23 protein-coding genes are annotated in these 22,844 nt (G+C 36.7%); 11 read left to right on the forward strand and 12 right to left on the reverse strand.

Going from position 1 to position 22,844, the window contains the following annotated elements:
* Positions 1-450, forward strand: a 450-nt coding sequence (locus D7V20_RS06635; protein WP_120383529.1) for a hypothetical protein, incomplete at its 5' end; no start/stop codon positions are given.
* Positions 451-504: 54 nt separating this feature from the next.
* Here the strand turns inward: D7V20_RS06635 and D7V20_RS06640 are convergent.
* The 8 genes from D7V20_RS06640 to D7V20_RS06675 all read right to left on the reverse strand — a co-directional run bounded on the left by D7V20_RS06640 (position 505) and on the right by D7V20_RS06675 (position 6,655).
* Positions 505-801 (reverse strand): cyd operon YbgE family protein, encoded by a 297-nt coding sequence (locus D7V20_RS06640; RefSeq protein WP_120383530.1) that lies wholly within the window; start codon positions 799-801, stop codon positions 505-507.
* 3 nt (positions 802-804) lie between these two features.
* Entirely contained in the window at positions 805-906 is a 102-nt protein-coding gene (gene cydX, locus D7V20_RS06645; protein ID WP_004653762.1) for a cytochrome bd-I oxidase subunit CydX, read from the reverse strand.
* 41 nt (positions 907-947) lie between these two features.
* Positions 948-2,093 carry a cytochrome d ubiquinol oxidase subunit II gene (gene cydB, locus D7V20_RS06650; protein ID WP_120383531.1) on the reverse strand — a complete coding sequence of 382 codons (1,146 nt, stop codon included), beginning with the start codon at positions 2,091-2,093 and terminating at the stop codon, positions 948-950.
* Complete coding sequence (locus tag D7V20_RS06655; protein ID WP_120383532.1) at positions 2,090-3,682, reverse strand: cytochrome ubiquinol oxidase subunit I; 1,593 nt, start codon at positions 3,680-3,682, stop codon at positions 2,090-2,092. Before D7V20_RS06655 ends, cydB begins: the two co-directional genes overlap by 4 nt.
* Positions 3,682-3,873, reverse strand: coding sequence for a cytochrome oxidase putative small subunit CydP (cydP, locus tag D7V20_RS06660; RefSeq protein WP_120383533.1), 192 nt, complete (start codon positions 3,871-3,873; stop codon positions 3,682-3,684). Before cydP ends, D7V20_RS06655 begins: the two co-directional genes overlap by 1 nt.
* A 796-nt stretch (positions 3,874-4,669) precedes the next feature.
* Positions 4,670-5,284: an OB-fold-containig protein gene (locus D7V20_RS06665; protein WP_120383534.1), complete on the reverse strand. Its 615-nt coding sequence runs from the start codon at positions 5,282-5,284 to the stop codon at positions 4,670-4,672.
* 39 nt (positions 5,285-5,323) lie between these two features.
* Positions 5,324-5,632 carry a Rieske (2Fe-2S) protein gene (locus tag D7V20_RS06670; RefSeq protein WP_120383618.1) on the reverse strand — a complete coding sequence of 103 codons (309 nt, stop codon included), beginning with the start codon at positions 5,630-5,632 and terminating at the stop codon, positions 5,324-5,326.
* 18 nt (positions 5,633-5,650) lie between these two features.
* Positions 5,651-6,655: an adenosine kinase gene (locus D7V20_RS06675; protein ID WP_120383619.1), complete on the reverse strand. Its 1,005-nt coding sequence runs from the start codon at positions 6,653-6,655 to the stop codon at positions 5,651-5,653.
* Between the two features lie 114 nt (positions 6,656-6,769).
* Between D7V20_RS06675 and D7V20_RS06680 the strand changes: the two genes are divergently transcribed.
* The 3 genes from D7V20_RS06680 (at position 6,770) to D7V20_RS06690 (ending at position 11,590) form a co-directional block, all read left to right on the forward strand.
* The gene (locus D7V20_RS06680) at positions 6,770-7,237 is read left to right on the forward strand and encodes a GNAT family N-acetyltransferase (RefSeq protein ID WP_120383535.1); all 468 of its coding nucleotides are present in this window, start codon (positions 6,770-6,772) and stop codon (positions 7,235-7,237) included.
* A 218-nt stretch (positions 7,238-7,455) separates the two neighbouring features.
* A complete protein-coding gene (locus D7V20_RS06685) occupies positions 7,456-10,404 on the forward strand; it encodes an insulinase family protein (RefSeq protein ID WP_120383536.1) in 2,949 nt (982 codons plus the stop codon).
* Positions 10,405-10,441: 37 nt separating this feature from the next.
* Positions 10,442-11,590, forward strand: coding sequence for a phospholipase A (locus tag D7V20_RS06690; protein WP_120383537.1), 1,149 nt, complete (start codon positions 10,442-10,444; stop codon positions 11,588-11,590).
* Positions 11,591-11,759: 169 nt separating this feature from the next.
* On the opposite strand, the gene D7V20_RS06695 is transcribed toward D7V20_RS06690, so the two are convergent.
* Together D7V20_RS06695 and D7V20_RS06700 are read right to left on the reverse strand one after the other, a co-directional pair.
* Complete coding sequence (locus tag D7V20_RS06695; protein ID WP_120383538.1) at positions 11,760-13,112, reverse strand: TrkH family potassium uptake protein; 1,353 nt, start codon at positions 13,110-13,112, stop codon at positions 11,760-11,762.
* Positions 13,113-13,121: 9 nt separating this feature from the next.
* Positions 13,122-13,772 (reverse strand): potassium channel family protein, encoded by a 651-nt coding sequence (locus D7V20_RS06700; protein ID WP_120383539.1) that lies wholly within the window; start codon positions 13,770-13,772, stop codon positions 13,122-13,124.
* Between the two features lie 221 nt (positions 13,773-13,993).
* Here D7V20_RS06700 and D7V20_RS06705 point away from each other — a divergent pair, with 221 nt between their 5' ends.
* Entirely contained in the window at positions 13,994-14,539 is a 546-nt protein-coding gene (locus D7V20_RS06705) for a hypothetical protein (protein ID WP_120383540.1), read from the forward strand.
* A 70-nt stretch (positions 14,540-14,609) separates the two neighbouring features.
* Positions 14,610-15,206 carry a hypothetical protein gene (locus tag D7V20_RS06710; protein ID WP_120383541.1) on the forward strand — a complete coding sequence of 199 codons (597 nt, stop codon included), beginning with the start codon at positions 14,610-14,612 and terminating at the stop codon, positions 15,204-15,206.
* Positions 15,207-15,278: 72 nt separating this feature from the next.
* On the opposite strand, the gene ilvA is transcribed toward D7V20_RS06710, so the two are convergent.
* On the reverse strand, positions 15,279-16,817 hold the full coding sequence (gene ilvA / locus D7V20_RS06715) for a threonine ammonia-lyase, biosynthetic (RefSeq protein ID WP_120383542.1): 1,539 nt from the start codon (positions 16,815-16,817) through the stop codon (positions 15,279-15,281).
* A gap of 115 nt (positions 16,818-16,932) precedes the next feature.
* On the opposite strand from ilvA, the gene rpiA reads away from it, so the two are divergent.
* From rpiA to D7V20_RS06730, 3 genes are all read left to right on the forward strand, one after another.
* A complete protein-coding gene (gene rpiA, locus D7V20_RS06720) occupies positions 16,933-17,604 on the forward strand; it encodes a ribose-5-phosphate isomerase RpiA (RefSeq protein ID WP_120383543.1) in 672 nt (223 codons plus the stop codon).
* A gap of 173 nt (positions 17,605-17,777) precedes the next feature.
* Positions 17,778-18,467, forward strand: coding sequence for a YgjP family zinc-dependent metalloprotease (locus D7V20_RS06725; RefSeq protein WP_120383544.1), 690 nt, complete (start codon positions 17,778-17,780; stop codon positions 18,465-18,467).
* A gap of 42 nt (positions 18,468-18,509) precedes the next feature.
* A complete protein-coding gene (locus tag D7V20_RS06730; protein WP_120383545.1) occupies positions 18,510-18,866 on the forward strand; it encodes a glyoxalase superfamily protein in 357 nt (118 codons plus the stop codon).
* A gap of 353 nt (positions 18,867-19,219) precedes the next feature.
* Here D7V20_RS06730 and D7V20_RS06735 read toward each other — a convergent pair whose 3' ends face one another.
* On the reverse strand, positions 19,220-19,972 hold the full coding sequence (locus D7V20_RS06735; protein ID WP_120383546.1) for an HD domain-containing protein: 753 nt from the start codon (positions 19,970-19,972) through the stop codon (positions 19,220-19,222).
* Positions 19,973-20,495: 523 nt separating this feature from the next.
* Here D7V20_RS06735 and D7V20_RS06740 point away from each other — a divergent pair.
* A complete protein-coding gene (locus D7V20_RS06740; RefSeq protein WP_120383620.1) occupies positions 20,496-21,605 on the forward strand; it encodes a GGDEF domain-containing protein in 1,110 nt (369 codons plus the stop codon).
* A gap of 119 nt (positions 21,606-21,724) precedes the next feature.
* On the forward strand, positions 21,725-22,774 hold the full coding sequence (gene argC, locus D7V20_RS06745) for an N-acetyl-gamma-glutamyl-phosphate reductase (protein ID WP_120383547.1): 1,050 nt from the start codon (positions 21,725-21,727) through the stop codon (positions 22,772-22,774).
* Positions 22,775-22,844 lie beyond the last annotated feature (70 nt).

The raw sequence follows: 22,844 nt of genomic DNA on the forward strand, positions 1-22,844 counted from the left end.
TTCTTTGGTGCTTTAACGGCATTAATAATATTTACGAAATGGACGAATCAAAAAGGCAGTGAAGTTATTTCTAATGAAGCAAAGGAAATTTTTAATTTAATTGAAAAAATTGCTGTGAACTCCGATAAAATTTTAGAAGATATGATGATAATGTCTATTCATAACAAAGTGCCTAATGACTTTGATGAAGAGAGATTCAATAATTTTAGAGAATTAAATGTCGAAATTATAAAAAGACTGCAGCTGATAAATTTTGAAAATAAACATGTAGATACAGTCAGACTAATAAATAGTTTTGAAGGAGCTTATAGAAACTTTGCAAAGCTATACCATCAATCTACGCCAAGAATTTTGACTGATATATTAAATAATGAAACTAAATATAAAGAGAGTTTTGGTCATCTTAAGAAAGATATGTATGCCTATGCACTTTATAAAAAAACACTTTGAAAGCTAAAAAATAAAAAAACCCTGAATTTTTCAGGGTTTTCATATTTCTTTAGCTTAGGTCAAGAGCCAAGTGTAATAGCCCCAAAGCATGAGTGGCCATGCAATATAAGGGCTAAATAACCATTTCCAAACCCAAAACTGTGGCAGAAATCCTACACCGTGAATAAACCCACCTGAAATACCAATCATCACCATCATCAAGGCACTATGATTATAGTGACCATTGGCGTCTAGCATCATGGCAGGGTGAATTAATAAAACACTTGCAAGCGGCAATGCCATCAAAAATGAAATGGCCATCGCAATTTTGTTCGGCTTGTTTTCTTCTGTTGTCATTGCAATTTCTGTCATGGTTTATTCCTCATCCAAATCTTGATGATGTTCGATGTAAAGTGCGCTTAAAACACCTGCAAAGCACGCCATCAAAACTCCAAGAATCCAAGCAAAATACCACATCGCTTATTCTCCAATGATATTAATTAGGTTATGACACAGCCTTAATACAGGCTGTGTGAATTATCTTGAATGTGTTTGTTGGTAATCACGCCCCACATTTTGTAATAACACCAAGTGGTGTAAGCCAAAATAAGCGGAACAAAAATAGAAGCAACAACGGTCATTACGGTTAGGGTATTTTTACTTGAAACAGCATCCCACATCGTCAAGCTGACTGTTGGGTTAGTGCTAGAAGGCATTAAGAATGGGAATAAAGCAAATCCAGCAGTTAAGATCGAACCAGTTACCGCTAAAGTAGAACCTGTGAAGCTTATTCCAGCCTTATTTTTTCCTGCACCCAAGATGATCATGATTGCACCTAAAATCGCAGCGATTGGAGCAAGCATGGTGATTGGATAAGTTGAATAGTTATTCATCCAACCTGGGTTCATATCGGTGAGTACTTGCTTCGCTAATGGGTTAGCAACGCCATTGGTGTTATAAGGTGTTACTAAGGTATAACCTTGAATACCACCAAAATATAGCCATGCGCCAGCACCTAAGAAACAAACTAAGAATATAATACCCATCAATTGTGTTGCTTTAGCAGAACGTTGACGTAAGTCACCATCTGTACGCAACATTAACCATGCACCACCATGTGCGCAAAGCATAGATAGACTTACCAATCCGCAGACCAGTGCAAATGGGTTCAGTAGGGCAAAGAAGCTACCTGTATAAGTTGAACGTACAGTTTCATCTAAAGTAAATGGTACGCCTAAGAACATATTACCAAATGCAACACCGAATACTAATGCAGGTACAGCACCGCCGATGCATAGCCCCCAATCCCATGAAGTACGCCATTGGGTATTGGTGAGTTTAGAGCGGTAGTCAAAGCCTACAGGTCTAAGAAATAGTGCGAATAGGACTAAGAGTAGTGCCCAATACATACCCGAGAAGGCCGTTGCATAAACCATTGGCCATGCAGCAAATAGCGCACCACCAGCAGTTACAAACCAAACTTGGTTGCCTTCCCAGTGCGGTGCAATGGTATTGATGGCGGCACGACGTTCATCGTCAGTTTTACCTACAAATGGCATGAGCGCCATTGATCCCATGTCAAAACCATCGGTTAGGGCGAAACCAATCAATAAGACCCCAACCAATACCCACCAGATAATTTTGAGAAGTTCATATTCGATCATGATTGAGTCTCCCCGGCGTGATTTGCATTCGTGTTCGCTTCAAGTTTTTCGAAATGGTATTTACCTGTATGTAAAGAACTTGGCCCTAAACGAGAGAATTTGATCATTAAATACATCTCAATAATCAGCAATACTGTATAAAAAGCAGCTAGTGCAATAATTGAACCCCAAACGTCACCTGTGCTTAAACTTGATGCAGAGAGATGTGTAGGCAGTACTTCACCAATGGTCCATGGTTGACGACCACCTTCAGCAACATACCAACCTGTTTGAGCTGCAATCCACGGTAAAGGTAAGCCAAACAATGCAAACTTGAGTAACCATGGTTTGTTTTCAGCATTGCGTTTAGCTACGGCAAATGTTGCTAAGATAAACAGCAATAACATGAGGAAACCAGAAGCAACCATTGCACGGAATGACCAGAATAAGCTTGCTACATGAGGGATAGTATCTTTAGTTGCAGCTTTAATCTGTGCTTCAGAAGCATCTGTAACATTTGGTGTATATTTTTTAAGAAGTAAGCCATAGCCTAAGTCTTTTTGATTTTCTTTAAATGATGCCATCAGTTCAGGAGAGCGATCACCTGCACGAAGTTTTTCAAGTTCACTATAAGCGACCATACCATTTCGGATACGTACTTCATGTTGAACCATCAAATCTTTTAAACCAGTGACTTCTTTATCAATAGAACGTGTTGCAATAAGCCCCATTGCATAAGGAATTTTAATTGCATAGTCAGTGCGTTGTTCTTCTTGATTTGGAATACCAAACAACGTGAATGAAGCAGGTGCAGGGTGTGTTTCCCATTCAGATTCAATTGCGGCTAATTTAGTTTTTTGAACATCACCAAGCTCATAGCCAGATTCATCACCCAATAAAATAACGGATAATGTAGATGCTAAACCGAAGATTGCAGCAATTGCGAAAGAGCGACGTGCAAATGGTAAATCACGCTTTTTCAACAAATAATAACTAGAGATTGCCAAAACAAAAATTGCACCAGTAACATAACCTGCAGAAACAGTGTGTACAAATTTGACTTGAGCAACAGGGTTGAAGATCAAAGCACCGAAATCTACAAGCTCCATACGCATGGTTTCAAAATTAAATTCTGAACCGACTGGATTTTGCATCCAGCCATTGGCAACTAAGATCCATAAAGCAGATAAATTAGAACCAATCGCAACTAACCATGTCACACTTAAATGTTGAACTTTTGAAAGGCGATCCCAGCCAAAGAAGAATAAACCGATAAAGGTCGATTCAAGAAAGAAAGCCATTAATCCTTCAATAGCGAGTGGCGCACCGAAAATATCACCAACATAGTGTGAATAGTACGCCCAGTTTGTACCAAACTGGAATTCCATTGTTAAACCTGTGGTAACACCTAAGGCAAAGTTAATACCGAAGAGTTTCCCCCAGAACTTGGTCATATCTTTATAAATTTCTTTACCTGAAATCACATAAGTGGTTTCCATGATGGCAAGAATAAAAGCTAAACCGAGAGTCAGCGGTACAAAAATAAAGTGATACATCGCGGTCATTGCAAATTGGAACCGCGAAAGATCGACCACGCTTTCAGAAATCATCAACGTGTCTCCTTGGTTTGGGAAGGACTGCCAGCGATACGCTCAGCAACTTGATTGTCAAAATTTTTAGGAATTGTCGGCGCATCAAACCATATATGTTTGATCGTCATTAAAAGCACAATCTTAATTATTAATATGATTGTTATTTCTCTGACTAGGCGACGATTTAAATCGTTTGATTTTAAGCTCATGGTTAAAGCCTATAATTTAATTACTTTTATATTATTAAACAAAATACTACATAAAATAAATAGAAAATATGATTAAAATAAAAATATATTATTAATTTCAAGTAAAACAGTAACTTGAAGTTAGTATTTGTTAAAAAATAAACTAAATAAAGTTAAAATAAAAGTTGATTAAAACAGTTGTATTTAATCTTTTTAAAACCAACTAAAAAGGTAATATTTAAATTTATAATCCATACTAATTTGGTTTGGATTAATTTTTAAGAATTTTTAAAATAAAAATAGAGTAAAAATAATCATAGTGAAATGGTTGGTTTAAATGTTTATATTTAAGTGAATAATCCGACTAAAAGAATAAGGTTATTTTTAAATAGTGTTTGTGTTTTATTTTATTCTAGTGCTCTGAGGGTCTGATTAATATTGTAATTTTATGGATATGATCTTGAATCGAGTGGGTAATATTAGACTGGTTAAAGATGTTACTTATGCTATAGGTGAACTTCTAAAATCTGACGAATATGCACGATATGCGAGGATTATTCTATAAAACAGCATATGAGCGTATGGTGAGGATCGGCTTTAATTTAAGTACAAATATGATGAAAATTTGCGTATTTCTAGGAATGAAAAGATAAAAGAGAGAGTATTAAATTTTTAGCGGCTTTGAACGGCTTTTAATGCTGCTGCAGCGCATTTGTGAATTCATCGAGTCATAAATAAAATGATCATTGAGTGTGCTAGGTCTCGTTGTATCACGTTTTACAGGTATAAGCTTTGTAGGGTATAAAATTATGCAGGATTAAAAATTTTCAGAAGTGAATAAATGGTTTGAGATCGAAATTTTTTTAGCAATGTAATGCGACTTTCGAAAACGAATCAAAAGAATTTGAGACTGAAATTCTAACTCACCGAACTCAGGTTCCACTTGTACATAATGCAATTGCCCATACTCATCTCGTACACGTGCTTGAGCAGAAAACCCAGGACGTGCATTGCCACTGGATACGGTTGCTAAACGACCAAGAAGGTTGACTTTATTGGTCACAACTTTTGGTTTAATTACCTGATCCAAACAGTGAATCATAAACACGGTAAAAAATATTGCCATGACTAAGGCTGGCAAGATAACGTAATACCACGCAACAAAATGTTCTTGTGTAGCGTGCATGACCAATTGAAGAAAATAACCAGCAAAACTAAAATTGATTAACAAAAAAACAAAAATCAATACTTTAGAAAACTTCACCTGTATCAGTGGAGAAACGATGAGCCAATGCGGGGAAATTTTCTTTAAAAAAGTACTTGGACGTATTCCGATATAATAGCCTGCGGTTTCTGCCATGCTGAGCAGAAAAAGAGCCACCACTGAAATGTGAAATGGCATTAATTCAGATTCCGATAAGAATTCCAACATGACAGTCCTTAGCTGTATTGATTATTTAAAATAATTCAATTAATCAACGATATAAATACCACCATCTGAGTGAACAGCAATATTTACTTTTTCAAGTTTATCACCCATGCATGGTCCCGAAATACATTCACCTGATTCAACCTCAAACAGTGCGCCGTGAGTAGAGCATTGAATATATTCACCATCTTGATCTAAGAATTGATTTTCTAGAAATTCAAGTTCCGTCTGTAAATGCGGGCATACATTCTGGTAAGCATAGAATGCACCATCACGTTGGGTAATAAAAATGGTATCACCCGTCATTGTGTCAAAAGCACGTGCAGTACGCTCTTGAATTTCTTCAGTCATTGCAATTTTTTCAGCCATTTATGCGCATTCCTTTTTAAATGTTTCAAGTAAATTGGCATATTCTGCAATTTCTAAACGCGGGCCGAATTTAGAAACCACTTCACTTGAAATAAGAATAGCAAGTTGAGCCGCAGTTTGTAAATTTTCACCTTGATTTAAGGCATATAAGAATGCACCTGAAAAAGCATCACCTGCGCCATTTGTATCGACTGCGATCACTTTACGTCCTTGGACATGAAAATGCTGTTCTTGATTTGAAACGATTGCACCTTTTGCACTTAATGTAATGACAACTTCATTGCTTAGTAATTTCAATTTAGCCAAAGCTGCTTCTACAGACGTTGTTTCTGTATACATCATGGCTTCTTGTTCATTACAGAAAAGTAAGTCTACGCCGTCATCAATCAACTCATCTAAGCCAGTACGTGCGTATTGAACCATTGCAGGATCAGATAAAGTCAGTGCGATTTTGACATTATTTTCACGAGCGATTTGACGTGCTTGTTTTACAGCGACACGTGCAGAATCACTGGTCGATAAATAACCTTCAATATAAAGCCATTGTGCAGTTTTTAAGGGTTCGAAGTCCATTTGGACGTCTGACAGTTCAGCGGTAATCCCCAAATAAGTATGCATAGTACGTTCAGAATCATCACTCACCAAAACCATACAAGTGCCTGTTACACCTTCACTGATTGATTTTATTGAGGTTTGAATACCAGCTTCAGTTAGACCATTCAGGTAAATTGTACCTAAATCATCATTCCCTACACGACATGCGTAAAATGCTGAAGCACCAAGTGCACTAAAAGCTACTGTGGTATTGGCTGCTGAGCCACCAGAAGCTTGACCTTTGTAAACTTGGCTAGCTTTTAAATTCTTGTAGAGTTCAGCCTGAGTTTCACCATCGGTCAATTGCATGGTACCTTTTTGCAAATTTTGTTCGCTTATGAACGTATCAGATACTTTAAATTCTTGGTCAATGAGTGCATTTCCAATTGCAAAAAGGTCAACTGTAGCCATGTTTTTCATCACATTTAACATTAAAAACACAAAGTTTACACCAATGCTCAGCTTAGCAGTAGTTTGTTGAATAAATTTCAATTACATTTGTCATATAAATGCATTGGAGGTTGTGTGGATATTTTAATTCAACAGGTAGATCAATTACCTTCGCAGATTCAGGATTTGGTTATTGCTTCAGAAAAAGAAGGCTTCCATTTTATTCAAAAACTTGTCGATGAGTTTCAGCAAGGCACAAATCAATTTAATCGTTATGGCGAGTTTTTATTGGTGGCTTTTGATGGGCAAAAACTGGTTGCTTGTGGTGGTTTGAATATACAAATGAGTGATGACGAGGAGGCCAATAAAGCTGAAGCAAAATATAAAATTGGTCGTGTACGCCGTTTTTATGTATTACCTGAATATCGTAGGTCAGGATTGGCGAGAAAGTTATTACAAGAGCTTGAGAAAAGGGCAAAACCTAATTTTTCAGCTTTGTGTTTATTTACAGGTACTAAAGTTGCTGCGCAGTTTTATCAAAAACAAAACTATGTATTTGTAGAAAATCACTCTAATTATAACTATTTCAAATATTTGATTTAGATTGTTTATTGTATTTAATTTACGGTTCAGACTTAAGTGGTGATTGTTCGCTCTCATCACTTTTTGATTTTAACAAGTGTATATTAGCAACATGAATAGTGTGGTCTTGTGTTTAAATCCGAGTAAATGAATAAGAATTAGTGATAAGAATGAATCGCATTTATTTAACTTTGCGTTATACTTAAAGTTATAGATAAATATTTAATTTAGGAGATCGCATGACTGTAGATGTGACTGAAACCTTAGCCCAAACTGTTCATCCTGCGTTTCAGTTGGTACGTCAACACCATGTTGAAGCTTTAGACATTTTAGTTTCAGAATATAAGCACAAAGTCACAGGTGCGATGCATTATCACTTAGCAACGGATCACGATGAAAATGTTTTCCTTGTTGCATTTCGTACGCAGCCTATGGATTCCAAAGGTGAAGCGCATATTTTAGAGCATACGGCATTGTGCGGTTCTGAAAAATTCCCTGTTCGTGACCCATTCTTTTTGATGATTCGTCGTTCACTCAATACCTTTATGAATGCGTTTACAGCAGCAGATTGGACAGCATATCCATTTGCGACGCAGAACAAAAAAGACTTCCAAAACTTGCTTGAAGTATATTTGGATGCCGCTTTTGCAGCCAATTTGAATCCTTTGGACTTTGCACAAGAAGGTATTCGTATCGAGTTGGAAAATGGTGAACCTGTTTACAAAGGTGTGGTATTCAATGAAATGAAAGGTGCGATGAGCTCTCCTTCAGATCAGCTTTATCACCAATTAGCTCATCATTTATTCCCTAAAACAACCTATCACTACAATTCAGGTGGTGATCCAAAAGATATTCCAGATTTGACTTACGAAGAGTTAGTCACTTTCTATAAGTCACATTACCATCCAAGTAATGCCATATTTATGACTTTTGGTGATGAATCTGCTTATCATTTACAAGAGCAGTTTGAAAAGCTAGCACTGTCTAAGTTTACAAAAGGTGAAACGCTTTATTCTAAAGCAGAACAGCGTTTGACAGCACCGATTGAAGTGCAAGAAACCTATGCAGTTGATGCAGAAGATTTAAAAGATAAAACCTATCACATCTTGTCATGGTTATTACCTCAAACCAGCGATGTGAAATTGCGTTTAGGTATGCGTTTGGTTGAAGGTGTTCTTTTAGAAAACTCAGCTTCGCCACTGCGTCATTATTTAGAAACCTGTGGTTATGCACAATCTACTGGCCCAATTATGGGTGTAGATGATTCGAATTATGAAATGACGTTCTACTGTGGTGTTCAAGGTTCAAATCCTGAACATGCAGCAGAATTTAAAACAGGTGTCTTAAATATTCTGCAAGATGTAGCCTCTAAACCTGTGGATCAAGACATGGTTGATGCGATTTTGCATCAAATTGAATTGCATCAACGTGAAATTGGTGGTGATGGTACGCCTTATGGTTTAACGCTGATTTTGAATGGATTGGGTAGTGCAATCCACCACAATGACCCAATTCAGACTTGGGATGTGGATAGCGCTATCGCCAGTGTTAAGGAAGAGCTAAAAGATCCAATGTGGTTGTCGAATTTAATTCAAACTCATTTATTGGACAATCCACATCGTGTGCAAATGACTTTAGTACCAGATGCAACCAAGTCTGCAAAAGAAGCTGAAGCTGAAAAAGCACGTTTAGCCAAAATTGGTGCAGCACTAACAGAAGCGGATAAGGCTGAAATTATTGCACAAACGGAAGCTTTAAAAGTTCGCCAAGAAACACCAGATGATTTATCGTTATTACCAAAAGTTGGTCTAGAAGATATTCCCGCTGAGCTTGCGATTGTACAAGGTCAATTGCGTGAGATTATCTCAAATGGTTTAGATACACCATTGAATTTGTATCATGCAGGAACCAATGGTATTTATTATCAACAAGTGTTGATTAAAATTCCTGAACAAATTGTAAAATCTCCATATTTCAACTTGTTATCTATTCTCATGGGTGAAGTAGGTGCAGGGCAGTATGATTATTTAGAATTACAACAATTACAAACTGCTGTAAGTGGTGGTTTGGGAATGGGTGCATCTTTACGTTCTAAAACCGATGACAAAGGTCAAATTAGTGCGTGGCTAACGCTTACGACTAAGTCTTTGGCAGATAAGTTTGATGCAATTCAATTGTTAAAGTTAGCTTTTGAACAGTTACGTTTTGATGAGAAAGATCGAATTATCGAACTTTTACAACAACGTAAAACCCGTTGGGCTTCACGCTTATCAGGTTCAGGGCATAGTTATGCCATGCAAATTGCCTCTCGTAATATGAGTGCTTTGGCAAAACGTGATTATGACAGTACAGGTTTAGGCGCGCTGAATTGGTTAGGTGACTTGGTTGAAAAAATCGAGCATGACGACACAGCGTATAATGCACTGATTGATGAATTGAAAGCGATTCATCGTGGTTTGATGCTTGCACCAAAACAATTTTTATTGGTGTGTGAAGAACATCATTCAGATCGTTTGGTTGAAGAAGTGCAAACGGTTTGGGATAAGCTTGCAGTCGATCAATCTCCTGTGTATTTAACAGAAGTTGAATTTGAAGAAAGTAATTCTCAAAATTTAGATCAGGCTTGGCTTATCCAAGCCAATGTTCAGTTCTGTGCTTCAGCTTACCAAGCCGTTGATGTTGCACACCCTGACGCAGCACCATTGATGGTTCTAGCGGGTTATTTACGCAATGGTTTCTTGCATAGTGCGATTCGTGAAAAAGGCGGCGCGTATGGTGGCGGTGCAAGTTATGACGGCAATGCATGCTCATTCCGTTTCTATAGCTATCGTGATCCACGTCTTGCTGAAACATTCCAAGATTTTGAAGCAAGCTTAGATTGGTTATTGAACAAAGAGCAACACGCTTATCAGCTTGAAGAAGCAATTTTAGGTCTGGTCTCTAGTATGGATAAACCAGGTTCGCCTGCAGGTGAAGCAATTACCGCATGTTATGCATTGCTTCATGGACGGACACCTGCGTTTAGAAAGCAATTACGTGAGCGTTTATTAAACGTTACTATGGATGACCTTAAGCGTGTGACACAAACTTATTTGGTTGAACAAAAACCAGTAAGAGCTGTAGTTGCTCCTGTTGCGAAGAAAGAAGCTTTAGAAAATTTAGGCTTTGAAATTAAAAAAGTGAATTAGGGTCTGTCCATAAACCCCTCATCAATTGGAGAGTTGTATGTCGTTCAAAAATTTTGAACGCACACCATTAAACCTGAGCATCTTGATGATGCTCAGTTTTGGTTTAATGGAGGTTACACATGCGGATGATACAGCATTGATTAATCCTGCAAGTACACAAGCATGTGTTGCATTAGAGTCTAATGCAGACCGTTTAGCGTGTTATGATAAAATTTTTAAAACACCAAGTGAACCAGCACCAGTCATTGTTTCAGAACAGCGCGCAGCTCAAGAGATTATAGTTGAGAAAGCTGAACCTGTAACTTTAAAGGAAAAGATTGAAGATAAGGCTGAGAATATATTTGCTGTGCATGGCGATAAAATTGATCCGAATACTTCTTTATTGGATAAACGTTGGGAACTTTCGCAAGACAGTAAATTAGGCACATGGAATATTCGTGCACACCAGCCTGTTTATTTGTTACCTGCGTTTTGGACAACGGAAAAGAATTCATTTCCAAACAGCCCAAATCCTCAAAATGACGTTGAAGAAGATCAAAATCTAAAATCAATGGAAGCAAAGTTCCAGATTTCATTAAAGACCAAAGCTGTAGAAAATATTTTTGGTAAGAATGGCGATTTGTGGCTAGGCTATACACAGTCATCTCGTTGGCAAGTTTATAATTCAGAAGAATCACGACCATTTCGTGAAACCAATTATGAACCTGAAGCGAGTTTAATATTCCGTACCAACTATAATCTGTTGGGGTTGAATGGTCGACTTTTAGGTCTTACTTTAAATCATCAATCCAATGGACGTTCTGATCCGCTTTCAAGAAGTTGGAATCGTGTCATGTTGAATCTTGGTTTTGAGAAAGACAACTTCGCTTTGATGCTACGTCCTTGGTATCGTATGGAAGAAGACTTTAACGACGACAATAATCCTGATATCAAAAATTATATGGGGCGTGGTGATATGACTGCGTTCTATCGTTGGAAAGAGCATGACTTTTCATTGATGCTACGCCATTCTTTAAAAGGTGGTGATGATTCACATGGTGCAGTCCAATTTGATTGGGCATTCCCGATTAAAGGAAAACTTCGAGGTAACCTACAAATCTTTGATGGTTATGGTGAAAGTTTGATTGATTATAATCATCGTGCGACCTATGTCGGTTTAGGTGTGTCTTTAATGAATTGGTATTGAGATCCCAATCATTTTAATCTAAGCATCGATTCTTTTGAAATAAGCCCTTACATGACATCAAGTAAGGGCTTATTGTTTTTAACTCTAAGTATTTAATGCTTTAAAATAGATCGTCTTGACGCAGTATTTGCTCTAAAGACAGAAGTGGCTGAATTTTTAAGGGCTGTATTTAACCGATTTGGATTTCTGTAGTCGGGTAACTGACTCGGCTCTTGTTTGGTGTTGCGATCAGATATGCCAAGGTCAAAGGCCCTAAACGACCTGCGAACATTAAAAAAATTAAAGCGACTAAACTACCAGGACTTAAATCCTCAGTGACTCCGCGAGATAAGCCCACGGTGCAGGCGGCGGAAACGGCTTCAAATAATAAATCTAAGAATTTTTTATTGGGTTCTAATATCAATAGCGTGAAGAAACCAATTAAAATCAACAGTGAAGTGATGGCAATTACGGCCAATGCTTTGAAAGTGGCCTGATGCGAAACTGAACGACCAAAAACTCTAATCTCATCGGAACGCTTTAAGAAAGTGATCACACTTAAAATCATAATAATAAATGTGCCGACTTTAATTCCGCCCGCCGTACTCAAAGACCCGCCCCCAATAAACATTAACACCATGGTAATGAGTGTTGAAGCATTGGTCATATTGCCGACTTCTAAACTGTTAAAGCCTGAAGAGCGGGGTACAGTGGCATGGAACCATGCATTCAATGCTTGATCACCGACTGACATCGGTGCAAGTGTTAAAGGGTTAGATGCCTCTATTAACCAGATCACAATGAAAGCGAATAGATTTAATCCTGCAATTGTTGAAAGAATTAATTTACTGTTGGTTGAAAGCTTTTTCCAACGTTTGGCACGTTTAATATCCATCAGAACAACGAAACCAATTCCACCAATAATATAGAGCATACTGATGGTGAATGTGACCATGTATTGGTCAGAGAAACTCATCAAGCTATTGGGAAATAAAGAAAATCCACCATTGTTGAACGCTGAGACACTGTAAAACAGTGCGTAGAAAAAAGCATTATCAAGGTCATAGTGATGTGACCAAGCCATGGTTAAAATTGCAGTCCCAATCGCTTCAAAAAATAATGAATAGAGAAAAACGCCTTTTACGGTAAAAGTTGCTTTTGCGAGACTGGTTTGTCCAATGGTTTCTTGTGCCATGATCTGCTGTTTAAGTCCAACTTTGGAAGAAAGACTCAAGGCCGCAAGAATCGCAAAAGTCATAAAACCTAGGCCACCACATTGGATCAGTAACATCACCACAACTTGACCAAAAGTGGTAAATGAATCCCCAATATTCACCACAGAAAGGCCTGTAATGGTGACAGCAGAAGTTGCAGTGAAAAGCGCATTTATCCATGTTAATTCGCCGTGATGGGCGAACGGAAGTTTCAGCAACAATGTACCGATAATGATGAAACTTAAAAAACCTAAAGCAAGTAAGCTCGGTGGACTGAGATTAATACGATTATGTTTTTTATCGACCAATTCATTTTTAGATAAACGCATAGATCACAACTATAAGAATCGTATTGAAAATTGTCTTAACATTTCTACAGGACCTTCAAGAATTAAAATATCTTTTTCTTGTAAAATTGTTCCAGGTGCGATCTCATAAAGTACATGAGAGCCACGTTGTAACATTAAAGTTTTGATATCAGGGGTATTTTCCATGACAGCCTGAAATTGCATGCCTTGTAATTTTGCTGAAATTTCAATTTTAACGATATAGCGATCATTGTTGAGCGCCATATAGCGTCGAACCATTGGGTAACTGAGCGATTGCGCGACTCGAATCCCCATGTCTTCTTCAGGGTGAATAATTTTCGTAATGCCTAAATGTGACAAAATCATATGGTGTGCTTTAGATTTTGCTTTGGCATAGATTTTATCAATGCCTAAATTTTTTAAATGTAAAACGCATAAAATACTGGCTTCGATGTCTTCACCAATCGCAACCACAACAGCATCACAGTTTTTTACATTCAGTTCATCTAAAACATGTTCATCTGTTCCATCGGCAATCACCGCATGGCTGATTTGATCTGCGATATTTTCAACATTTTTTTTAAGGGTATCTATTCCAATCACATCGTGATTTAAATTGGTGAGTTCTAATGCAATCGCTCCACCAAAACTCCCTAAACCGATAACAGCAAATAATGCCATAATCTAAAAAATCCTTATCAGCATGCGAAATTCGCATAAACATCATATTTAATTCATTGCATTTTATATTTAAACGTTACAGCAGCCAATCTGTAAAAGAACAATAAAATAGGTTAAATGTAAAAATAGTCATTTTTCTTGTCATAAATATTTAAAAAAGCATAAATATAATTCATTTAAAGATGGATTTTCACTCTAAAACTTAAGTTTAAGTATAAAAAATGGATGATAAAAAGATTTTCAAAATACTCCAGCATTGGTTTCCTGAATTGTTGGAGAGAAAAATACCCAAAAAGAAAAAGCGTAAAGATTTTGAGGAATTTTTAGGCTGGTTGGTTGCAGAAAAAGTCGCAAATCATTTACGTGCTTTTCTGATGAAAATAGATCGTCATGCATTCCAAGAAAATGAAATTGAACGGAGTGCTATTTTTCAAGATCATCGTTTAGATGCTCAACATGTGCAGCGTACAATTCGGCTACGCGCTCAACCCATTTTTGCACATTATGAAAAGCATAAAGCAATTATTGGGCGTTATTACAATGTACAAGATCAGGTCTTTGATATTGTTTTTGAAGAGATTTTAACAGTTCTAAAAATGCATGGTTTTGAATTGCTTTTGATCTATGCCGAGGATTATTATTGGTTGGCTGTCCCTAACCAAGAACACAAAATTGAGAAATTCTGTAAATATTTCAATAAACAATTCCATGATGAAGATATCTGTATCGAACATTATGCATTGTTTGATTGTTCAAGATCGACTTGAGGTTTGAAACATGAAGGCTTTTTAAAGTATAGTTTTGTTCACTTTTTAAAGACTTAAAATTGAATAAACAATGCATGATAAAAAGATATATCAACGCTTACAAGTATGGTTTCCAGAGTTGGAGTCGCTGAAAATTCCAAAGAAAAAATTTAGAAGAGATTTTGATACTTTCTATTATTGGCTATCTCCTAAAAATATAACAGAGCCTACGGCTGATGATGATCTTCAAGAACACAAATATCGTGGTTATTTTTTAAGTATTGATCGTGATCAACATTTTGATAATGGTATTGAGGCTTGCGCATTATTTCAGGATTTAAGTGTGGATGTTGATGCAATCCAAAACAGGATTGAGTTAAGAACCGCGCCATTATTTGAACATTTTGAAAAATATAAAGATTTAATTGGTAATTTTTATGCTTTACGTAGCCATGTATACGATATTGTTCTGGAGGAAATTTACAACGAGGTGAGAAAGCAGGGGTATCGAATGTTGTTGATTTACGCATCTGAACAGATTTGGATGGCTGTGCCAGATCAACCTAAAAAAATAGAACAATTTATTCAGTTATTTCGTAAGCAATTTATTGGATCGCATCCATCCATCGAATATTATGAACGATTTAAACCATTTAATTTGAATAGTTTTTTGTCAGACGATGATTGATTGTTCAATTCAAAATACTTATATACATCAAGCTCTATTTGACAAGAGCTTGATGCATATTGAAAGACAATCCTATTTCAAGAAACGCTGATAACCTAAGTTATTGGTAATTTCTGCATATGGATAAGTTATGCTTTCCAATGTTTCAATTAAACCATCAGGATTTTGTTTAGCATCAGTCGCTTCAAGACCAACCAATACACGACCTTCCGCAGCACCGTGGTTACGGTAGTGGAATAGGGTAATGTTATGTGTTGGCCCAAGACGTTCTAAGAAAGTCAATAATGCACCCGGACGCTCAGGGAACTCGACACGGAAAAGACGTTCATTTTCAATATCGGCATGACCGCCAACGAGGTAGCGAATATGTAACTTCGCCACTTCATCATCAGATAAATCATCCACATCATAATGTATTTTCAATGCTTCATAGATATCGTGGCGTTCTTTCTCACCCGCTTTTAAACTGATGCCGACAAAAACTTGTGCTGCCGATGCATCACTCGCACGGTAATTAAACTCAGTGATATTACGACCTTGCAAAGCACGGCAGAAGTTAAGGAAAGAACCTTTTTCTTCGGGAATCGTCACAGCAAAAATAGCTTCTTTACGTTCACCTAGTTCTGTACGCTCAGCAATATAACGTAAACGATCGAAATTCATGTTTGCACCACAAACGATCGACACCATGTTTTTGCCTGAAAGTTGGTGTTCAGCAACGTATTTTTTGATCCCTGCCAAAGCCATCGCTCCTGAAGGTTCTACGATGCTACGACATTCATCATAAGTGTCTTTAATTGCAGCACAGATTTCATCGGTATTGACTAAAATAACGTCACGTTCAACGATTGGACCTGAATTATCCGATTTTTGCAGTTGAATCACTTCAAATGGTTTCTCGCCAATTTGCGCAACTGCTGTACCATCTGCAAATAAACCAACAGTTGGTAGAATCACACGCTCATTAGATTCAAAAGCTGCTTTTAAACATGCAGATTCATCATACTCAACAGGAATGACTTTGACATGTGGCGCAACATCACCTAAATAGGCTGCAACACCTGCGATTAAACCACCACCACCTACAGCGACGAAAACATATTCGACATCACGCCATTGACGTAAAATTTCATTGGCAATGGTTCCTTGCCCAGCCATGACCAATTCATCGTCATAAGGTGGAATAAAGCTCATGCCTTCATCTTTAGCACGTTGGATGGCATATTTATTGGCAACATCAAACGAATCACCATGCAGAACCACTTCACCGCCTAAGCGTTTTACCGCTTGGACTTTAATGTCAGGTGTGGTTTTTGGCATAACAATAATGGCACGAATTCCTAACTTTTGACCTGATAATGCCACGCCTTGAGCATGGTTACCCGCAGAAGCAGTAATAACGCCACGTTCCAACTGAGATTTCGGTAATTGACTGATGCGGTTATAAGCACCACGCAGTTTGAAAGAAAAGACAGGTTGTAAGTCTTCGCGTTTAAAGCGAATGTTATTGTTTAGTTTTTCACTAATTCGTGGCGCTGCTTCGAGTGGGGTTTCGATTGCAACGTCATAGACGGTTGCCTGTAATATTTGTCGAACCAAACGAGACAGCATGTTAATTTTCCATCTAACAGTTTAAAATGAGCGATCATTGTAACAAACCGATGTACATTTGCGTTTTAAAATTATGCAAAATGTGCAGGAAATTGAAATTTAATTGAGAGAAGCCATGAGCCTTTATGCAACCCAAGATGAGAAAAAACAAGCAGCAGCCAAAGCTGCTTTGAAACACTTACCAAAAGGGGGCATTTTGGGGGTGGGTACGGGGAGTACTGTAAACTTCTTAATTGACCTTTTACCAGAATTACAATTGGAAGCTGCGGTTGCAAGTTCTGAGGCTACAGCACAACGCCTTAAAAAATTAGGCATTGAAGTGGTTGATATGAACTATGTGGGGGGTCTAGATGCTTATGTTGATGGGGCAGATGAAATTGATCGCCATATGCATATGATTAAAGGTGGTGGTGCGGCGCTAACACGTGAGAAAATTGTTGCTTCTATTGCTAAAAAATTCGTTTGTATCGTTGATGATTCAAAATGGGTTAATCAGTTGGGACGTGAGTTCCCAGTACCGATTGAAGTGATTCCAATGGCACGTTCTGCTGTTGCGCGTAAAATTGTTTCTTTAGGTGGTGATCCTGCTTATCGTGAAGGTGTGGTCACCGACAATGGTAATGTGATTCTTGATGTTTTTAATTTGAATATTTTAAATGCTTTAGAGCTTGAAAAAACTTTAAATGATATTCCTGGTGTTGTTTGTAACGGTATTTTTGCCATTCAAAAAGCGGATATTGCCATCGTTGCGACCAATAATGGTATTGAAGAGCGTACAGCGGTTTAAGAAAATGAAGAGCATCACCGCGATAATTATTTTTTCTTTTAAGGAAAATTTTAATGAGTTTGTAAAACAGCGATGTGGTGCTTTTTATATGATTAATCCCTCCTCAATCCCCCCTTTTTCAAAGGGGGAAAGTTTGCTTTGCCTTTTAATGGAAGATGTAAAGGATTTAGAAATTGTCTAGTTTTCCAAATCTTCCAGAAATACAAATTACCCATCATGCACGGGCTACACGCTTACGTTTACGTGTTGAACCCACGCAGATTCGTTTAACTGTGCCAAGGTTTTGCTCAAAAAGGCAAATTCAGGATTTTCTAAAGCAATCTGAACAGTGGATGGTCGAAACGTGGCAGAAGCAACAAGAAAAAGTAGGTCAAATCAACAAAGCGTTACCTACAGAATTAATGTTGTTTAATATAGAGCAACCTTTACAGATTATTTATCAAACTCAAAAAAACTCTTATGTTTATGATGAGAATCATCATCAGCTTTTTATTAGTGATCGCCAGCCTGAACAATATTTAAAAGCGTTTGTGATTGCCTATGCAAAACACCATTTACCGATTTATTTAAAACAAGTCAGTCATGAAACTGGATTAAAGTTTGGTGAATGTTCAGTTCGTCAACCGAAAACACGCTGGGGAAGTTGTACTTCGCGACATGATATTATGTTGAACAGTGCTTTGGTTTTACATACTCTTGAGATTGCACGATATGTCTGTGTGCATGAATTAGCACATACTCAGCACTTTGATCATAGTGCTGCTTTTTGGGCAGAAGTTGAAAAGCATGATTTAAATTTTAAAAATCATCGGAAGATTTTAAAGACTGATTCATTACCATATTGGTGGTCAAGTAAACCTTAATAGTTAGATAGATAATACACAATAATGAGATGAGAAATAGCCATGGCTGTTAAAAGAATAACCAGTAACATCAAAGCTATAGATCTAGACAAAGCAAAAACTTTTTATACTGATTTTTTAGGTTTAGATTTAGTCATGGATCACGGTTGGATAAAAACATTTGCAAGTTTGGAAATAACACATCCACAAATTAACATTGCTTCAGATGATGGAAATACAACTGATGTCCCCGATTTTTCAATCGAGGTAGATAATGTCGTGCAACTTTATGAGACTGCAAGAAAGTTTGGTTTTGAAATTATTTATGGATTAACCAAAGAAGAATGGGGCGTTGAGCGTTTTTATGTCAAAGATCCGTTTGGAAAAGTTGTTAATATTCTGCAACATGTGGAATCTTAAAGTGACATAGCTATTTCTGTTTCTGTGATGTTAAAAATAGCCTAAGCTAATGTATTTAAGTAACTCAGGTCATTCCCCCAGTCCTTAATCACTTTCACCACCTCATCAGATTGGTTAATCCATACAGTATATTGATTTCCTCTGAATTGTTGTGATTAATCTACAGTTTTTATTTTCAAATTATTAAAATAACGACTTAAACCGAGCATTGAACATATCGGCGCAAAATTGTTTCTTTTTAAATATACCAATAGAGCAGTATTTTCAGCGATTTGTTCATGTTCAAGAATAATGTCTTGATCATGTCCCGTATTGAATCGTTATTTTGAATGAATGTGTTATGAATGATTTAGTTATTCCTTAAAAATATTCATTCGAATCATTAAAGGTAATCCGACTTGTAACGTCAGTGCAGTACGAGATTTAGGGTTTCTTTGTGCTTCAATTGCGATCAATCTACACATTTCTGTATTAAATTTAAATCGTGGATATGCCGCTAGAACTTCATCTCTAAATGTTGTTGAGAACTTTGATAAATCAGTACCAATCACATCACAAGAGGTTGCTTTTTGCAGTAAGATCACCTCTTTAGAAAGACTTTGATCATTTTCATCTATATATCCATTCAAATGCATGCAAATGGCTTCTGAAATATTGTCAGTTTTTTGCTGTGGGTAGTGATGTTTTGAGCAGAGGCTTTCTGCACGTAAAGCACTTTCAAATGCAAAACATTCACAAGAATATTGTTCTAAATGTTCCACTAAACCTAAATCATGCATCAAGCTAGCAATAAGAAAACTTTCATCATCAAACTGCCAATGATTTTTTTGAGCAATTGCGACGCCCCAAATATAAGTTCGCCATGAATGATGAATAATCGCTTTAGATTGGGTTTGCTCTAATTCTGCAATAGCCTCTTTAACAATTGCAGTATCTGGAATTTTAAAATCTTTAAGTTTGAGGGCAATAGGTGCTGCATCTGGTTTTAAAAAAGTTTTGCCATAACCTGTAAGAGCAGGTAATAGTACGGTTTTAATCAATTGTGCTTTTTCTTTAAAGCTTAAATTTCCGTTACTTAGGTTCATCCATTCTCTAGATCCAATCATTCTCGTTATTCCTGTTTTAATTTTTAGAGTAATTACTCTAATTTATTATGCATGGATTATTGTCAAAAACAAGATGGCTTTATCTTTTTTTGAGTTTTTAGATTGATTGCTAACAAAACAGAAATTTAAAAATCAAATCCAATAATTCTGTGGCTTAGTTTTTTCCGAATAATTCAGTTATTTAATCTATCAACGATGACTTATGCGACATTATCAGAAATAATATAAATATTGATAAATCTTAAAAGTAGAATCGCCGCCATAATCGGTGGTTTTATAAATAAAGTTTTAATTTAATCACAAAAAAATAGGGTTTTTTTTAAGCATAAACTAAGGATAAATCGGAAAAAATGTTTTAAACTTCATTGCTTAAATTAGGGTTACTTAATTTTAGGCTAAACACAAGCCATTTATGAAACGTTAACAGACTCTAAATATTCTCCCATCTAGCCAAAAGATATTAGACGTGGATTTTGCAGATACTCACTATTTCTTATTAATTGTTCCTATCTGCCTGATATTGATGGGTAGTTTGCTATTAATCTGCTTTTTCTTTTTTAAAGCCCCATCCTATTTATTCTGGTTAGGACTTGCATATATTGTGCCGTCGTTTGCTTTAGGCGCGCAAAGTTTTATGTCCGATCATATGTTAACTTTATGTGCGCCATGCTTAGGAGCAATGTATTTATTTGGAGCATGGTCAAGTGCTTATGCTATGGCTTTACGAAAAAATGCCAATGCACATTCTAAATTTGCTTTTATACTTATTTTCTCAGCGATATTATTATTAAGCTATTACTCTTCTGTCGATGATCAGCTATGGGTGAGAATGTTGATTTTGAATTTAACGATCGCAATCGTTGAATCACTGGTTCTTTTTTCTATCTTTGAGAATTATAAACAAACCGATTTATTAAATAAAATTGTCGATTATTCTTATTTACTCATCGTGTTATATGCTTTTGTTCGTGGATTAATTATATTCATATTTTTAAAGAATATTGAAATACATCTGTTAGTGAGTTCTGTTTGGTGGCTCATGATGCTTGCAGCAAGTATTTTATCCAGTTTATGGTTTGCGATGGTTTTGTTAGGAACATTAGTTCGGGAAACTGTTGCTAAATTAAGCGATGAGCGTTCTAGGGATCCGCTAACACATTTATTAAACCGCCGTGGTTTTTATGATGCTGCTAAAATAAATTTTTCACTTACACCACGACGTAAGTATTTTTTGGTGATGTGCGATGTGGATCATTTTAAAAAAATTAATGACACATACGGGCATTTGGTTGGAGATCAAGTTTTACAAGAGATTGCTCATATTATTCATAAAAATCTACGTGAAAATGATTTAGTTGGGCGTTTTGGTGGGGAAGAATTTATTATTTTATTGCAAATTGATCATATTGACTTGGCTTATGATGTTGTTGAAAGAATACGTCTAAGCATTGAGAATGAGCAATTTACATCACAAAAAATATCACTTACGGCAAGTTTTGGCTTAACACAGTTGCAACAACCGAATTTGTCGCAAAGTATCGATAATGCGGATAAATTATTATATGCAGCTAAACTTGCAGGCAGGAATTGTATTGTTTTTACTCAACAAAAAACATTGTTGAAAAATCCTTAAGCTGAATTTTATAGATGTAGAAAATATGATAAAACCCAAGCAAAACAGTTTGGAAAAATCAAACTTCCTGTCATACTACGACACAACAAAACGGATACTTTTGAATTGAGGTAAAGAACGTGATTTCAGTTGGAATTGTCGGTGGCACGGGTTATACAGGCGTTGAATTGTTGCGTCTTTTACTACGACATCCAAATGCTCAAGTAAATGTACTGACTTCACGTACTGAAGATGGTCGCCGTGTGGATGATATGTTCCCAAGTTTGCGTGGCCATACAGAACTTAAATATTCAGATTTAAACATTGATGAATTAAAAAAATGTGATGTTGTATTTTTTGCTACACCACATGGTGTTGCAATGCAACATGCTGAAGCGCTTTTGGCTGCAAATACCAAAGTCATTGATTTGGCAGCAGACTTTCGTTTACAAGATTTAGAGCAGTTTGAAAAATGGTATGGTATGCAACATGCATGTCCTGAAATTTTAAAACAATCAACTTATGGTTTGTCTGAGTTAAATCGTGACAAAATTAAAAATTCAAATGTGGTTGGTAATCCTGGTTGTTACCCGACAACGGTACAATTGGGTTTAGCTCCATTATTTAAACATATTGAAACATTGGTTAAACCTGAAACTATTATTATTGATGCAAAATCAGGCGTTTCAGGTGCAGGTCGTAAAGCCAGTTTGGGTATGATCTATTCGGAAAATGCCGATAATTTCAAAGCCTATGGTGTGGCAGGACATCGTCATCATCCTGAAATTGTTGAAGCTTTAGAGAATATTTCAGGGCAAAAGGGTGTGTTTGATCATATTGTTTTTGTACCGCATTTAGTGCCAATGATCCGTGGGATGCTGAGTACCATTTACATCGATTTAACAGAAGCAGGCGCAGTGGCAGATTTGCAAAATATCTATGAACAGTTCTATGCCAACGAAACTTTTATTGATGTGATGCCAGCAAATAGTTCACCTGAAACTCGCTCGGTGCGTGGTTCAAATCAGTTACGTATTGCTTTGTATAAGCCACAGCCAAATAAGTTAATCATTTTGTCTGTGCAAGATAATTTGGTGAAGGGCGCAGCAGGTCAAGCTGTGCAAAATATGAACTTGATGTTTGGTTTTGCTGAAGATGCTGGTTTACAAGGCATTGGATTATTACCATAAGAAACGCTTTATAACTTCACACACATTTAACTTTGCGGTTAAATGTGTGTTTTGATTTTATCAATAATCA

It is taken from the genome of Acinetobacter rongchengensis, from assembly GCF_003611475.1.
Classification (GTDB): domain Bacteria; phylum Pseudomonadota; class Gammaproteobacteria; order Pseudomonadales; family Moraxellaceae; genus Acinetobacter; species Acinetobacter rongchengensis.